The organism is Flavonifractor sp. An9 (assembly GCF_002161245.1).
Lineage (GTDB): Bacteria > Bacillota > Clostridia > Oscillospirales > Oscillospiraceae > Flavonifractor > Flavonifractor avicola.
The window spans coordinates 1-15,148 of record NZ_NFHC01000001.1; the positions used below are offsets into that span (position 1 = coordinate 1).

Genomic DNA, 15,148 nt, shown 5'->3' on the forward strand with positions numbered 1-15,148 from the left:
CCCCTACCCCCACCCCCACGGTGGAGGAGCGGACGGCGGCTCTGGCGGCGGAGATGACGGCTGAGATGAGCCAGTATGAAAAGATCTGCCAGCTTATCATCGTATCTCCCGAGGATCTTACCGGCGTAAGCACTGCCACCCAGGCGGGTGCGGCCACCAAAGCGGGGCTGGAGCGCTACCCTATCTGCGGTATTCTGTACCGCAAGCCCAATATGCTCAGCCAGAGCCAGCTCAAGCAGATGCTGGACAACAGCCAGAGCTATTCCAAGATCCCCCTCATCTTGACCTGCGACGAGGAGGGGGGACGGGTCACCCGCCTCATGAGCACCGTGGGTACCACCTGGGTGGGCCCCATGCTGGACTATGAGGACCAGGGCCCCGAGACCGCCTACGACAACGCCTACACCATCGGCTCCGACCTGGCCAGCTGCGGCTTCAACACCGACCTGGCCCCGGTGGCCGACGTGTGGACCAATCCGGAGAACACCGTCATCGGCGACCGGGCCTATTCTACCGACTTCAATACCGCGGCGGAGCTGGTGGCGGCGGCGGTGAAGGGTTTCCACGACGGCGGCGTGGGGGCGGTGCTCAAGCACTTCCCCGGCCACGGCGGTACCTCCACCGATTCCCACGACGGGGCCACCTATCTGTATCGCACCCTGGACCAGCTGCGGCAGGGGGAGCTGATCCCCTTCCAGGCGGGCATTGAGGCGGGGGCGGACGCGGTGATGATGGGCCATCTCATTGTTCCCGACCTGGACGATCAACCCGCCCCTCTGTCCTATGAGATCGTCACCGGTCTGCTCCGGGAGGAGATGGGCTTTAACGGGGTGGTCATGACCGACGCCATGGAGATGTCTGCCCTTACCAAGTATTATACCGGCGGTCAGGCGGCGGTGATGGCCATTCAGGCTGGGGTGGATATCCTGCTGTGTCCCGGCGATCTGGACGGTACCATTGCGGCCCTGGAGGCGGCGGTGGAGGACGGCTCCATCTCGGAGGAGCGGCTGGACGAGAGCGTACAGCGCATTCTCACCTTCAAGATCAACCGGGGCCTCATCCCTTTGGAGTGAATGAAACAGGAAAAAGGACTGCTGTATCACAGCAGTCCTTTTTTTATGACTGACGCGATCTCAGGCGGGGCTGCCCAGCAGCAGGGGCTGGAGCTGGCGTCCCTCCAGAGCGGCGGCAATGGTGTCGGGCACCAGAGAGAAGTCGGCCACCACCGAGGTGGGTTTGCCCTGGGGATCGTCCTGCCGGAAGGGGACAAAGTAGACGTGCTTCTTGTCCAGCAACGCCCCGATGTTCTTGGCCGAAGCGGCCAGAGCGTCATTGGTGGCGGGACAGATCACCAGTGGGCGGCCGTTGCGCAGATGGGCCTTGGCCGCCAGGGTAACGGTGGAATCGGTGACGCCGTTTGCCAGCTTTGCCAGGGTGTTGCCGGTGCAGGGGCAGATAACCAGCACATCCAGCAGCTTTTTGGGCCCGATGGGCTCCGCCTTCACCAGAGAGTCGATGACCCGCTTGTCACAGATGCGCTCCATCTCCCGCATAAACTCATGGGCCGGGCCGAACCGGGTATCGTTGGCGGCAGCGGCCTCCGATACGATGGGGGTCACATCCCCGAACCGGGCCTTCACCTGTTCCAGGGCGGTCATAGCCATACTCAATGTACAAAAGGACCCGCAAAAGGCGAATCCAACCTTCGCTTGTTCCATGCTCACACTCCCAATTCCCGCAATATGTTGTAGATGGTGGTCTGAATACACTGGCCCGCCGTCACCGGCGCGACCTTGCCCGGCAGGGAGAGGGCCCAGATCACTTTGACCCCCAGCCGGGCCGCCGCATCAAAGTCCACGCCCCCCGGCTTGGAGGCCAGATCGATGACCAGGCAGCCCGGTTTCAGGTCGGAAAGCTCCGTGAGGCCCAGCACAGGGGCGGGGACGGTGTTGACTACCAGGTCGTAGCCGCACAGCCAGCCCGCCAGGTGCTCGGTCTGCTCCCCGCAGTAGCCGCAGCTCTCTGCCCAGGCCAGATCGGCCCACTTGCGGGCGGCCACGCTCACCTTGGCCCCCAGGCCGGCCAGACGCTGGGACAGGGCCTTGCCCACTCGGCCGAAACCGATGACCAGCACCCGGGCGCCGTGGAGGGTGATGGGCAGTTCCTCCAGTGCGATCTGGATGGCACCCTCTGCGGTGGGCACCGCGTTGGCCACCGCCAGTTCCTCCCGGGCGAAGTAGTCCTGAAGGACCAGCCCTTTTTGGGCGGCCAGGGCGGTGAGATTGGGGCCCACCATCCCGGCGCACACCAGTTGGCCGGGCCGCAGAGGGGAGAGCAGATCCTCCAGCTTATGGGGCTGGTCGGACAGAGGGGCGTGGAGCAGGCCGCCCTCCTCCTCCGCCGGCAGAGGCAGGATCAGGCAGTCGGCCAGTTCCACCCCCGCCGGGTCGGTCTCCATCTGTACCCCCGTCAGAGGGCCGTGGCCCTCCAGGGCCCAGGTATGTACTGTGTGGCCGTCGGCGGCCAGCAGCTCCGCCAGTTTGGCCTGCCGCAAATCGCCCCCCGCCACCCACAGGTTCAGTTCATGTCTCATGGTAAGCCCTCCGTTCCCAGTGACTGCTCCATCCTATTCCGCCGCCGGAAAAGGGTGACTGGGTGGCACAGCTTGACTTTTTGCTTTAACAGGCTAATAATAAAAAGACAGATCAAGAGAGAGCGGAGATGGACCCGATGGACCGAAACGAACAAAATCGCCTGACCGAAGGCAGCGTCCCCAAAAAGATGCTGGCCTTCGCCCTGCCCATCTTTTTCAGTAACCTGTTTCAGCAATTATATAATGCGGTGGATTCCCTCATTGTGGGCAACTTCATCGGTCGGTCCGCTCTGGCGGCGGTCAGCTCCTCCAGCAGCATGATTTTGCTCATGGTGGGCTTTATCAACGGTGTATCCCTGGGTGCGGGCGTGCTCATCGCACGGTACTACGGGGCGGAGGACGACGACCATATGGAGCGGGCGGTCCACACCACCGTGGCCCTGGGCCTGACAGCAGGTGTGATCCTGACAGTAGTGGGGGTCATATTAACCCCCCAGATCCTCCAGTGGATCGGCACCCCTGCCGACGTCATTGACAACTCCATTCTTTACTTCCGCATTTACTTCTTCGGCTCCTCCGCTGTGGTGCTCTACAACATGGGGGCCAGTATCCTCCAGTCGGTGGGCGACAGCCGCAGCCCTATGAAGTACCTCATCGCCGCCTCCCTCGCCAACGTGGTACTGGACCTGCTCTTTGTGGCGGTGCTGAAAATGGGGGTGGGCAGCGCTGCCCTGGCTACCATCCTCAGCCAGTGCCTGTCCGCCTTTCTGGCTTTCCGCAAGCTGACCCTCACCAAAGCGGGCTACCGGGTGAACTGGCGGCGGGTGCGTTTTGAGGGCCCGACGTTCAAGCAGATCATCACCCTGGGTATTCCCTCGGGGGTGCAGAGCTCGGTGGTCTCTCTGGCCAACGTCATTGTCCAGGCCAACATCAATTCCTTTGATTCCGCTGCCATGGCGGGCTGCGGCGCCTACAGCCGTATCGAAGGCTTTGCATTCCTGCCGGTAACCTGTTTTGCCCTGGCCCTGTCCACCTTTATCAGCCAGAACCTGGGCGCCCACCGCTTCGACCGGGTGCGGGCGGGTATGAAGTTCGGCCTGGTGTGCAGCCCCATTTTGGCAGAGGCCATCGGCGGGATCATCTTCCTGGCCTCCCCGCTGCTGGTGGCCGCCTTCAACAGCGAGCCGGAGGTGGTGGCCTTTGGTGTGGCCTACGCCCGTACGGTGTCCCTGTTCTACTGCCTGCTGTCCTTCTCCCACTGCTGCGCCGGCATCCTGCGGGGCATGGGGCGGCCCATCGTACCCATGGCCATTATGCTGACGGTGTGGTGCGCCCTGCGTATCACCTACATCACCCTTACCGTGCGGGTCATCCCCGACATCCGGGTGGTCTATTGGGCCTATCCCCTCACCTGGTCCATCAGCTCGGTGCTCTTCGCCCTGTGTCTGCGGCAGCTGCTGCGGCATATGCCCCCCGGCGAGCTGCAAAGCGCGCCCATGTGACCGGACAGGGAGAAAACACAGTGAGAGTGGAGAAAACTCCGGCGGTATTTGTACACAATTCCCGTTGCAATCACGGGAAAAAGAGGGTATAATGACTCCAACCTAGAAAAGTGAGGCGTACAGGCATGACCAGACGTTCCCTCACAACTGCATCCTTCCTGTTTTCCTTTGGCTGGGCTCGATTTATGGGCACCGGCTTTTTTGGCATGGGAAAATAGCAGGATGGAGTAAATGGGTGGGCCCTATGGGGCCTGATATTACCTTGTAACACAGACAGGGCGCTCATTGATTTCATCAATGAGCGCCTATTTTTGTCACTGGAAAGGAAGCGTGTCATATGGTAGTCGTCATGAAGCCCGGTACCCGGCAGGAGGATATTCAACATCTGGCAGATAAACTGAAGCAGCTGGGCCTGGAAGTGGGCATTACCAACGGCGTGGGCTGCACCATCCTGGGCCTGGTGGGTGATACCACCGCCGTGGATATGGACAAGATTTCCATCAACCCCAACGTGGAGCGGGTCATGCGGGTGCAGGAGCCCTACAAGAAGGCCAACCGCAAGTTCCACCCCGAGGACACCGTGGTCACCGTGGGCAGCGCCAAGATCGGCGGCGGCAACTTCTCCGTCATTGCCGGCCCCTGCTCGGTGGAGAGCGAGGAGCAGATCTGCGCCGTGGCCGAGGACGTGAAGCGCTCCGGCGCGGCCATGCTGCGGGGCGGCGCCTTCAAGCCTCGTACTTCCCCCTACTCCTTCCAGGGCATGGGCGCTCCCGGCCTGGATCTGCTGGTGGAGGCCCGGGCCAAGACCGGTCTGCCCATCGTCACCGAGATCATGGATCCCCGGATGGCCGACCTCTTTGAGCGGGAGGTGGACGTGGTCCAGGTGGGCGCCCGCAATATGCAGAACTTTGAGCTGCTCAAGGAAGTGGGCAAGATGAGCAAGCCCATCCTGCTCAAACGGGGCCTGTCCAACACCTACGAGGAATGGATCATGTCCGCCGAGTATATTATGGCCGAGGGCAATGAGAACGTGATCCTGTGCGAGCGGGGCGTGCGTACCTTTGAGACCTACACCCGCAACACCCTGGACGTGTCCGCCATCCCCGCCATCAAGCAGATGAGCCACCTGCCCGTCATCGTGGACCCCTCCCACGCTGCCGGTATGTACTGGATGGTGGAGCCTCTGGCCCTGGCCGCCGTGGCGGCGGGCGCCGACGGCCTCATCATCGAGGTCCACAACGATCCCGCCCACGCCAAGTGCGACGGCCAGCAGTCCCTTACCCCCCAGAAGTTCGACGCCCTCATGCACAAGGTGGGTATGCTGGTTGACCTGGTGGAGAAAAAGTTGGTAAAATAAAAAGAAATGACGCAGGGGTGGCCAGAAAGATTGCTCCTACGGTATTATGGAAAGGACGAAGTGCCCATGAAGACCCTCACCGTTGCCCTGCCGGGGCGGGAATATGATATCCTGATCCAGCGGGGCCTGCTGGACCAGGCGGGAGCATACTGCCGGAAGGCCCTGCCCCGGGCGGGCAGGCTCTTTGTGGTCACCGACTCCAATGTGGCCCCCCTCTATGCCCCCCGGCTGGAAGCAAGCCTCACCGCCGCCGGGTTTTCTGTGACGGTCCATGTTGTGCCCGCTGGAGAGGCCTCCAAGTGTGCCGGTCAGCTGGCCGGGCTGTGGGAGGCCATGATGGCCGCCGGGCTCACCCGCACTGACGCCGTGGTGGCCCTGGGCGGCGGCGTGGTGGGGGATCTGGCGGGCTTTGCCGCAGCTACTATCCTGCGTGGGGTGGACTTTGTCCAGATCCCCACCACCCTGCTTGCCCAGGTGGACTCCTCTGTGGGAGGCAAGGTGGCCATCGACCTGGAGGCGGGCAAGAATCTGGCCGGTGCCTTCTGGCAGCCCAAGCTGGTGCTGATGGACCCGGATACCCTGGATACCCTGCCCGACGCCACTTTTGCCGACGGTATGGCAGAGGTCATCAAGTACGGCTGTATCCTGGACGGGACCTTCTTTGATTTCCTGGCCCACCGGCCCAGCCGAAAGGAAATTATGGCGGAAATCGAACACGTTCTGTATACCTGCTGCAATTTAAAACGAATTGTTGTGGAAGAGGACGAGCGGGACACGGGAAAACGGATGCTGCTCAACTTCGGTCACACCCTGGGTCACGCCTATGAGAAGGCGGGCCACTATGAAACATGGACCCACGGTCAGGCGGTGGCCGCCGGTATGGTGAAGGCCGCCGGACTGGGGGAGCGGCTGGGGATTACTCCGGCGGGGACGGCGGACAGGATTGCCGCCGTTCTCACCGCTCTGGATCTGCCGGTGGAGATCTCTTGTACGGCGGAGGAGTATGCCGCCGCCATTGGTCTGGACAAGAAGGGGGCGGGGGCGGACATCAGCGTGATCCTGCTGGAAGAGATGGGCCGGGCCATCCCCCATAAAATGCCCAAAGCCGCACTGCTGGAGGAACTGAAATGAATGTGACCATTACGCCGGCGGTCCTGAAAGGGACGGTGACGCCGCCCCCGTCCAAGAGCCAGGCCCATCGGCTCATCATTGCTGCCGCTCTGTCCGACGGCTTCTGCAAGCTATCCAACGTGGACCTGTCGGAGGATATCCAGGCCACCCTGCGGTGTATGCGCACCCTGGACGCCGACGCCTCCGCCGACGGTACTATCATCCGGGGGGCCGACCTGGTGGACGGCCATGAGGAGCCCGCCCCCGAGGTGATGGACTGCGGGGAGAGCGGCTCCACCCTCCGCTTTCTCATTCCGGTGGCTCTGGCCCTCAAGGGGGGCGGCAAGTTCACCGGCCACGGGCGGCTGATGGAGCGGCCTCAGGACCCCTACTTCGCCCTCTTCCGGGAGAAGGGCATCTTCTATGAGCAGAAGGACGGGGTGCTGACGGTGCGGGGCAAGCTGGCCCCCGGCGTCTACACCCTGCCGGGCAACGTGTCCTCCCAGTTTATTACCGGCCTGCTGTACGCCCTGCCCCTGCTGGAGGGGGACAGCGAAATCGTACTCACCACCGGCCTGGAGAGCCGGGGCTATGTGGACATGACCCTGGACGCCCTGGAACGGTTTGGAGTAAAGGCGGAATACGACGGCAAGCGCACCTTCCGTGTGCCGGGAAATCAGTATTACCAGCATCAGAATCTGGCCATTGAGGCCGACTGGTCCAACGCCGCCTTCTGGTACGGAGCCAAATGCCTGGGCTGCCCGGTGGAGATCGGCGGGCTGGATCAGGCCTCCGTTCAGGGGGACCGGGCCATTGCCGGATTTTATGACCAGCTGCAGGGGACCGGCAGCCTGGACCTGGATGTAAGCCAGTGCCCCGATCTGGTGCCCCCTCTGGCCGCCATGGCCGCCCTGCGAGCGGGGGAGACCACCCGCATTGTCAACGCCGGGCGGCTGCGGATCAAGGAGAGCGACCGGCTGGCTACCGTGACCGAAGTGCTCAACGCCCTGGGGGCCCAGGTAGAGGAATATGAGGACTACCTGGTGATCCATGGGAAGGAGAAGCTGGCGGGGGGTGTTACCGTCTCCGGCCACAATGACCACCGCATTGCCATGATGGCGGCCATTGCCGCCATCCGGTGTGAAGCGCCGGTGACCATCACTGGTGCGGAGTGCGTCAAGAAGTCCTATCCACGGTTCTGGGAGGATTACCGCAGATTGGGAGGAGAACTGATATGCGACATATGATCTTCGGGGAGTCCCACGGCCCTGCCATCGGCGTGGTGCTGGAGGGGGTACCCGCCGGGCTGGAGCTGGATCTGGAGCAGGTGCAGAAGGAACTGGACCGGCGCAAGCCGGGCCAGGACCCCACCGCAACTGCCCGGAAGGAGAGCGACCTGGTGGAGGTGCTCTCCGGGGTGTTTGAGGGCAAGACCACCGGGGCCCCTCTGGCCATGGTGATCCGCAACTCCGACCAGCACTCCAAGGACTATGAATCCATCCGGTACACCCCCCGGCCCAGCCACGGGGATTACGCCGGATTCATCAAGAGCAGAGGCTGTCTGGACTATCGGGGAGGCGGCCACTTTTCCGGCCGCCTCACCGCCCCGCTGGTGGCCGCCGGCGCGGTAGCCAAGCAGGTGCTGGCGGGCCGGGGCGTTCAGGTGGGTGCCCACATCAGCTCCATCTACGGCATCTGCGACGCCGCCCTGGAGGACCCGGAGGAACTGAAAGCTGTGGCGGCCAAATCCTTCCCGGTACTGAATGACAGCAAGGGAGAGGAGATGCGCCAGGCCATTCTGGAGGCCAAGGAGGAGCAGGACAGCGTGGGCGGCGCCATCGAGTGCGCCGTCACCGGCCTGCCCGCCGGACTGGGCGCCCCCGACTTTGGCTGCAATGTGGAGGGCATTTTCTCCCAGTATCTCTTTGCCGTACCCGCGGTGAAGGGCATCGAGTTCGGGGCCGGTGTGGCCTTCTCCCTCATGCGGGGCAGCGAGGCCAACGACCCCTTCGCCGTGGAGGACGGCAAAGTGGTCACCAAGACCAACCACGCCGGGGGAATCAACGGCGGCATCACCAACGGGATGCCGGTGACCTTTGAGGTCACCATCCGGCCCACTCCCTCCATCTCTCTGCCTCAGGAGAGCGTGGACCTGCGGACTGGGGAGGAGACGGAAATTGAGATCCACGGCCGCCATGATCCCTGCATCGTCCCCCGGGCGGTGCCGGTGATCGAGGCGGCGGCTGCCCTGGCGGCCTGCGCTGTATTGGGCATCTGATAAGGAGCGATGGATATGACGGAACTGGAGCAATATCGGCAGGAGATCGACCGCATCGACGGGGAACTGGTCAAACTCTTTCTGGAGCGGATGGCCGTCACCGGCAAGGTGGGGGAATACAAGCAGCGGGAGGGCATCCCGGTGCTGGACGCCAGCCGGGAGAAGCAGGTCATTGCCGCCAAGACGGCCCTGACCGACGATCCCGCCCGGAAGGCGGATCTGGCGGCGCTCTATGAGAGCATCATGGCCATCTCCCGCCGCCAGCAGCGCCATCTGGTGAAGGAGGGGGCGGAGGACCCGGGCTACGCCGCCTATCTGGCCGACCTGGCCAGAGTGCGTCAGCCGGTGGCCAATCCCCGGGTGGCCTACCAGGGGGAGCCGGGCTGCTACAGCGAGGAGGCCACCGTGGGTTTCTTCGGCGGGGACGTGAACAGCGTGGGCAAGCCCTGGTTCAACGATGTGTTCGCTGCGCTGGAGAGTGGTGAGGTGGATTACGCCGTGCTGCCGGTGGAGAACTCCTCCACCGGGTCTATCCGGCAGGTATACGACCTGATGGCCCAGTACCGCTATTACATTGTGGGAGAGTGGCAGGTGCCGGTGGAGCACTGCCTGGCAGCACTGCCGGGCGTGGAACTGTCCCAGATTACAACCGTCTATTCCCATGAGCAGGGGCTGATGCAGAGCGAGAAGTATCTGGATGCCCATCGGGACTGGAAGCGGGTGCCCACCCTGGACACCGCCGGTTCTGCCAAGCTGGTGGCGGAGAAGGGAGACCACACCGCTGCCGCCATCTGCTCCAAGCGGGCTGCCCAGTTGTACGGCCTCAACATCCTGGCTGAACGGGTCAACCACAATACCATGAACCATACCCGGTTTGCGGTGGTGTCCCCGGTGCCTGAACTGCGGCCGGAGCGCAATAAGATCAGCGCCGTGTTCCGTCTGCCCCACCAAAGCGGCTCCCTCCATGAGATCCTCACCATCTTTGCAGTCCAGGGGCTCAACCTGCTGAAGATCGAGTCCCGGCCCATCCCCGGGCGGGGTTTTGAGTACCTCTTCTTCCTGGATTTCACCGGCGACCTCACCGCCCCCGGCATGGACGGGGTGCTCCACGAGCTGAGCCAGCTGGCCACCGAGGTGCGCATTCTGGGCAACTACAAAGCCTGGGAGGAACAGGCATGAGGGACAACGTGGTGCTCATCGGCATGATGGGCTGCGGCAAGTCCACGGTGGGCAGGTTGCTGGCCAAGGAACTGGGCTTCACCTTCGTGGATACCGACCAATATATTGAGGAGGCCTTGGGCCGGTCCATCCCCGACATCTTTGCCAAGGAGGGAGAGGCCTTCTTCCGGGACTGGGAGTTGGGCGCGGCGGAGGAACTGGCCCAGCGGAAGAGTCAGGTCATTGCCTGCGGCGGCGGCCTGCCCACCCGGGCGGATTCCATTGCTTCCCTGAAAGAGAGTGGTACGGTGATTTTCCTACGGCGGGACCCGGGGGAGATCTACGACAATGTGTCTATGGGTGGCCGCCCCCTGGGCCAGCAGGGGAGAGAGGCCTTCCTGGAGCGGTACGCCGGACGGGAGCCCATCTACCTGGAGTGGGCGGACCATGTGGTGGATGTCCAGGCCACCCCGGCGGAGACCGTCCAGCGGATTTTGGAGGTGCTGAAATGAAATTTCTCGTCATCAACGGACCCAACCTGAACCTGCTGGGCAAGCGGGAGCCGGGTATTTATGGGGAGAACACCTATGAGAGCCTGTGCAAGCGGCTGGAGGAGTTTGCCGCCGCCCACGGTTCCACCGCCAGCTGCTTCCAGTCCAACCACGAGGGGGCCATCATTGACGCCATCCACGCCGCAGACGGGGTGTATGACGCCATCGTCATGAATCCGGGGGCCTTTACCCACTACTCCTACGCCATTCTGGACGCCCTGAAGGCGGTGGATGTGCCCTGCATCGAGGTCCATATCTCCAACGTCCACCAGCGGGAGGAGTTCCGGCACAAGAGTGTCACCGCCCCCGCCTGTGTGGGTCAGATCTGCGGCCTGGGGCTGTATGGCTACGAGGCAGCAATGGGTTACTTTCTCGCCGGAGAGATGTAACCGAAGAGAGCTTCCATAAATGAGCAAGGAGAGATTATGAAACATCCTTCCGTTCCCCTGCCCCGCATCGGAATGCGGGTCATCAAGACCGCTGTGGCGGTGATGGTGTCCTATGCGCTGTTCCTTCCCTTTGGCCTCACCTATCGGGAGGAGCTGGGAGGTATTTGGGGGCAGATGGGGCCTCTGTATGCCTGTATTGCCTGCATCATCTGCACCCAGAGCACCCTGGGTCAGACCTTCCGCCAGGGTATTTCCCGCCTCATCGGCGTCATTGTGGGCGGCGCCCTGGGTACCGCCACCCTGCTGCTGGGACCGGCCCTGGAGCATTTCTGGCTCAAGACCATCATTCTTGGTGTGGTATGTGTGGCAGGGGTTTGGCTGTGTCTGCTCATCAAGCGGCCCACCGCCTGCGGCATGGCCTGCATCCTGCCCTGTGTCATTCTCATCACCGGTGTCACCGGCGTGACCCGGTATTACTACGCCGCCGCCCGCATGATCGAGACCATTGTGGGATTGCTGGTGGCCCTGGCAATCAACGCCGCCCTCCCCGACCACCGGCCGGAGGGCGAACGGGGAGAGATGGATATGAATGTGGAACTGAAAAACAGCACCCGCAAGCTGTGCGTCATTGGGGACCCGGTGGCCCACTCCAAGTCCCCTCTGATCCAGAATACCATGCTCAAGGCTCTGGGTCTGGACTATGTGTATCTGTGTCAGCCGGTGCCCCGGGGACAGTGCAAGGAATGGCTGGAGTGTGCCAAATTTGCCGGATACGCAGGATTCAACGCTACCATGCCCCATAAGGAGGAGTTGGTGCCCCTGCTGGATGAGCTGGACGAGGATGCCAGACTCATCGGAGCGGTGAATACCGTCTGCATCCGGGACGGCAAAACCTACGGCTATAACACCGATGGCGAGGGCTTCCTCCGGGCTCTGGCCGACGAGGGCATCGATCCGGCGGGTAAAAAGGTGACGGTATTGGGAGCGGGAGGCGCCGCCAAGGCGGTATGTCTCAAGCTGGCCCAGGCTGGAGCGGGGGTCATCGTGTGCAACCGTACCCTCGACAAGGCTCAGGCCATCTGTGACCACGACCTGGAGCATCTTCATCCGGCGGGCTTTTCCCAGGATGAACTGGCCCGGGCGGCGGAGGAGTGCGACCTGCTGGTGAACTGCACCTCTCTGGGAATGGCGGACACCGCCGGACAGTTTGCCGACTTCTCCTTCCTGGATCAGTTGAAGCCCGGCGTACCGGTGGTGGATCTGATCTACATTCCCGCTGAAACCGAATTGCTCCGCCAGGCCAAAAAGCGGGGCCACAAGGCCATCAACGGGCTGGGCTTGCTGGTCAACCAGGCGGTGCTGGCTCTGGAGCACTTTACCCAGACCGAAATTGACGCCGCCGAGATGAAAAAGCGGATTGCCGAAGTGCTATAAGATAACGTAGAAAGGAGCCCCCGACGTTCCAATGGACGTCGGGGGCTCCTTTTTTATTGCTCGTCGGGACCAAAGAGCTGGGAGATGGGCACCCCCAGCACCTGGGACAGGCCGTACAGCTCGATGTCGGTGACCGTACGCTGCCGGTCCTCAATTCGGGAGACCGAGCCCCGGCAGACATAGATCGCCATGGTTTCCAGCTTATCGGACAGGGCCTGCTGGCTCATGCCCCGCTTGATGCGCAGGGCCCGCACCTGCTCGCCCACCAGGTTTTTGGCAGTCCCGTCAATGATCCTGGCCATGAGAATACACCTCCTTTTGTCTTGACATAGGACAACCCCAACGTTATACTGAAAACCGTCCTGAGTTGTCCTATTATAGGACAAGACTAAAAAATGTAAGGTCAGGAGGGGGCGAAGACGATGGAACGGCGTTTGACGGCAGGGGCCGGCCTTTTGACAAGGAATATGCTGGGGCTGACGCTGGCCCTGCTGCTTGGCGGGCTGGTGCTGCGGTGGTTCAACGGGGTGCGTCCCATTGCGGCAGTGGTGATCATTGCTCTACTGAGCTGGCGCCTGGTGCTGAAGCCGGAAGAATGGCTGCTGGAAGAATCCCGGCGGTACTGGCTGGGGCTGCTGGCCGCCCTGCTGGCGGTCTATGCCGTCACCGGCCTGCTGTGGCAGGCCAATTTGACCCGCCGCATTGGGGAGGAGCCCTCCACCACACCGGGCTACAGTGTTCTGGTGGGATTCAACCAAGATTCCGGCGGGGCATGGAACCAGGAGGACAGCCAGCTGCTCTTTTCCCTCGGCGATGCGCCGGGGGCCACCGCCCAGCAGGCTCAGGAGGGAGCGCTGGAGGCTGCCAAAGACCGCATCACCTCCGGGAAGGTGGCCTTGCTGCCTCTGCTGCGGGATAAACTGAGGGCTTTTCTGGGCTCTGACCACGCCTGCGTGGGCTATGTGGGCAGCGTGGTGCGGCATACCAAGCTGTTTGCCCTGGCCTGCAACGGATTCTATTATGCAGCCATGGTACTGGCGGGAGGTGCCCTGGTCCGGCTGTGGCGAAACCGGGAGCGCTTCGCTGTGGTTTTGCTGCCCCTGTATGTGCTGGGGCTGACCTGCGCCCAGATGCTGGTGGAGGTGGCGGGGCGGTACCACTATTCCCTGATTCCCGTGCTTTTGCTGCTGGGACAGGCGGCCCTTTTCCTGCCTGCTCCGGCAGAGACAAAAATTTTTCAAAAAAACCGGGAAAGCTCTTGACAGGGAATTGGTTTTAGAGTATCATAATCAAGCGCCTGTTTGGGGCGCAGTCTGCGATGATGCGGGAGATTGCTCAGCAATGAGGTAACTTCCGCGGAGTATGTCCGAGCTAGAATCGGGCGGCTGAGGGATCTGTACACGGCGTATATCGCCATGTATGGGTAAAACCGGCCTGCTTGTGCCGGTTTTCTTCATGTCACGGAGTGATACGCACGGAAACGTGTACTGAAATCTCTCACCGTACGAAGCGAGGAAAGACACCGCGCTTTGGCCCCGTGGACCCGGCAAAAGCGCACCACTTCGTATGTTTAAGGAGGAACAAACACCATGGCAGCTCAGAAAGAAATGATCCGCATCCGTCTGAAGGCCTACGATCATCAGCTCATCGACCAGAGCGCTGAGAAGATCGTTGAGACCGCCAAGCGCACCGGCGCTTCCGTGTCCGGCCCCATCCCCCTGCCCACCAAGAAGGAAGTCGTCACCATCCTGCGCGCCGTCCATAAGTACAAGGACTCCCGCGAGCAGTTCGAGCGCCGCACTCACAAGCGCCTGATCGACATCCTCAAGCCCTCTCCCAAGACCGTCGAGGCCCTGATGAGCCTGGAGCTCCCCGCCGGTGTGGAGATCGAGATCAAGCTGTAAGAGACAGCGATCCATTCCTTTGTTTGTACCGCAGTCCGCCGCGTTTTGAGGCGGACGGGTCAAGTTGGCCGAGCAATACCAGTCCAATGGGTAACTCGCCCAACCAATAACCTTATTAAGGAGGAAAACACATGGAAAAGGCCATTATCGGCAAGAAGGTCGGCATGACGCAGATCTTCGACGAAGCCGGCAAGGTCATCCCGGTCACCGTCATCGAGGCGGGCCCCTGCACCGTGGTGCAGAAGAAGACCGAGGAGAAGGACGGCTACAACGCCGTTCAGCTGGGCTACGGCGACGTAGCTGAGAAGAAGCTCACCAAGCCTGAGCTGGGTCACCTGAAGAAGGCTGGCGACGCTCGCAAGAGCACCCTGAAGGAGTTCAAGCTGGACAACTGCGACGCCCTCAACGTGGGCGACGAGGTCAAGGTTGACGTGTTCGCCGAGGGCGACCGCGTGGACGTGACCGGCATCAGCAAGGGCCACGGCTATCAGGGCGTTATCAAGCGTCACGGCGCTCACCGCCTGAAGGAATCCCACGGTACCGGCCCTGTGCACCGTCACGCCGGCTCCATGGGCTCCAGCACCGATCCCTCCCGTATCTTCAAGGGTAAGATCGGCGCCGGCCAGATGGGTAACGAGCAGGTCACTGTTCTGAACCTGGACGTCATCAAGGTTGACTCCGAGCTGGGCATCATCGCTGTCCGCGGCGCCATCCCCGGCCCCAAGGGCGGCATCGTGTACCTGCGCAACTCCGTGATCAACGTCAAGGAGAAGGGCGCCGCTGCCAACGCCAGCGTCAACCCGCAGAAGGCTTCCGCCCGCGTCAATCCCCAGAAGGCTTCCGCCCGTAACAAGTAAGAAAGGAGAGAACTC

Annotated in this window: 16 protein-coding genes; 13 read left to right on the forward strand and 3 right to left on the reverse strand. The window is 62.3% G+C overall.

Annotated features, from left to right (window positions below; genetic code table 11):
• Window positions 1-1,073, forward strand: a 1,073-nt coding sequence (locus tag B5G40_RS00005) for a glycoside hydrolase family 3 protein (protein WP_087398369.1), incomplete at its 5' end; no start/stop codon positions are given.
• 60 nt (window positions 1,074-1,133) lie between these two features.
• Here the strand turns inward: B5G40_RS00005 and B5G40_RS00010 are convergent.
• Together B5G40_RS00010 and dpsA are read right to left on the reverse strand one after the other, a co-directional pair.
• Window positions 1,134-1,718, reverse strand: a complete 585-nt coding sequence (locus B5G40_RS00010; protein WP_087331443.1) for a dipicolinate synthase subunit B — start codon at window positions 1,716-1,718, stop codon at window positions 1,134-1,136.
• A 2-nt stretch (window positions 1,719-1,720) separates the two neighbouring features.
• Window positions 1,721-2,593, reverse strand: a complete 873-nt coding sequence (dpsA, locus tag B5G40_RS00015) for a dipicolinate synthase subunit DpsA (protein WP_087331445.1) — start codon at window positions 2,591-2,593, stop codon at window positions 1,721-1,723.
• Between the two features lie 137 nt (window positions 2,594-2,730).
• Here dpsA and B5G40_RS00020 point away from each other — a divergent pair, with 137 nt between their 5' ends.
• The 9 genes from B5G40_RS00020 to aroE all read left to right on the forward strand — a co-directional run bounded on the left by B5G40_RS00020 (window position 2,731) and on the right by aroE (window position 12,372).
• On the forward strand, window positions 2,731-4,095 hold the full coding sequence (locus tag B5G40_RS00020; protein ID WP_087398370.1) for an MATE family efflux transporter: 1,365 nt from the start codon (window positions 2,731-2,733) through the stop codon (window positions 4,093-4,095).
• Between the two features lie 337 nt (window positions 4,096-4,432).
• On the forward strand, window positions 4,433-5,452 hold the full coding sequence (gene aroF, locus B5G40_RS00025; protein ID WP_087398371.1) for a 3-deoxy-7-phosphoheptulonate synthase: 1,020 nt from the start codon (window positions 4,433-4,435) through the stop codon (window positions 5,450-5,452).
• Between the two features lie 66 nt (window positions 5,453-5,518).
• Window positions 5,519-6,583 (forward strand): 3-dehydroquinate synthase, encoded by a 1,065-nt coding sequence (gene aroB / locus B5G40_RS00030; RefSeq protein ID WP_087398372.1) that lies wholly within the window; start codon window positions 5,519-5,521, stop codon window positions 6,581-6,583.
• Entirely contained in the window at window positions 6,580-7,809 is a 1,230-nt protein-coding gene (locus tag B5G40_RS00035) for a 3-phosphoshikimate 1-carboxyvinyltransferase (protein ID WP_087398373.1), read from the forward strand. Before aroB ends, B5G40_RS00035 begins: the two co-directional genes overlap by 4 nt.
• Complete coding sequence (aroC, locus tag B5G40_RS00040) at window positions 7,806-8,840, forward strand: chorismate synthase (RefSeq protein WP_343286351.1); 1,035 nt, start codon at window positions 7,806-7,808, stop codon at window positions 8,838-8,840. Before B5G40_RS00035 ends, aroC begins: the two co-directional genes overlap by 4 nt.
• Before the next feature lie 15 nt (window positions 8,841-8,855).
• Window positions 8,856-10,019, forward strand: coding sequence for a prephenate dehydratase (pheA, locus tag B5G40_RS00045; RefSeq protein WP_087398374.1), 1,164 nt, complete (start codon window positions 8,856-8,858; stop codon window positions 10,017-10,019).
• Window positions 10,016-10,510: a shikimate kinase gene (locus B5G40_RS00050; protein ID WP_087328887.1), complete on the forward strand. Its 495-nt coding sequence runs from the start codon at window positions 10,016-10,018 to the stop codon at window positions 10,508-10,510. Before pheA ends, B5G40_RS00050 begins: the two co-directional genes overlap by 4 nt.
• Window positions 10,507-10,938 (forward strand): type II 3-dehydroquinate dehydratase, encoded by a 432-nt coding sequence (gene aroQ / locus B5G40_RS00055; protein ID WP_087398375.1) that lies wholly within the window; start codon window positions 10,507-10,509, stop codon window positions 10,936-10,938. The genes B5G40_RS00050 and aroQ overlap by 4 nt, the downstream gene beginning before the upstream one ends.
• A 36-nt stretch (window positions 10,939-10,974) precedes the next feature.
• Window positions 10,975-12,372, forward strand: coding sequence for a shikimate dehydrogenase (aroE, locus tag B5G40_RS00060; RefSeq protein ID WP_087398376.1), 1,398 nt, complete (start codon window positions 10,975-10,977; stop codon window positions 12,370-12,372).
• Between the two features lie 53 nt (window positions 12,373-12,425).
• Here aroE and B5G40_RS00065 read toward each other — a convergent pair whose 3' ends face one another.
• A complete protein-coding gene (locus B5G40_RS00065) occupies window positions 12,426-12,674 on the reverse strand; it encodes a helix-turn-helix domain-containing protein (RefSeq protein ID WP_087187779.1) in 249 nt (82 codons plus the stop codon).
• A gap of 120 nt (window positions 12,675-12,794) precedes the next feature.
• Here B5G40_RS00065 and B5G40_RS00070 point away from each other — a divergent pair, with 120 nt between their 5' ends.
• From B5G40_RS00070 to rplC, 3 genes are all read left to right on the forward strand, one after another.
• Window positions 12,795-13,634 (forward strand): hypothetical protein, encoded by an 840-nt coding sequence (locus tag B5G40_RS00070; protein WP_087398377.1) that lies wholly within the window; start codon window positions 12,795-12,797, stop codon window positions 13,632-13,634.
• A gap of 327 nt (window positions 13,635-13,961) precedes the next feature.
• A complete protein-coding gene (gene rpsJ / locus B5G40_RS00075) occupies window positions 13,962-14,276 on the forward strand; it encodes a 30S ribosomal protein S10 (protein ID WP_006573401.1) in 315 nt (104 codons plus the stop codon).
• A gap of 131 nt (window positions 14,277-14,407) precedes the next feature.
• Window positions 14,408-15,133 carry a 50S ribosomal protein L3 gene (gene rplC / locus B5G40_RS00080; RefSeq protein WP_087187781.1) on the forward strand — a complete coding sequence of 242 codons (726 nt, stop codon included), beginning with the start codon at window positions 14,408-14,410 and terminating at the stop codon, window positions 15,131-15,133.
• The last annotated feature ends 15 nt before the right edge of the window (window positions 15,134-15,148 follow it).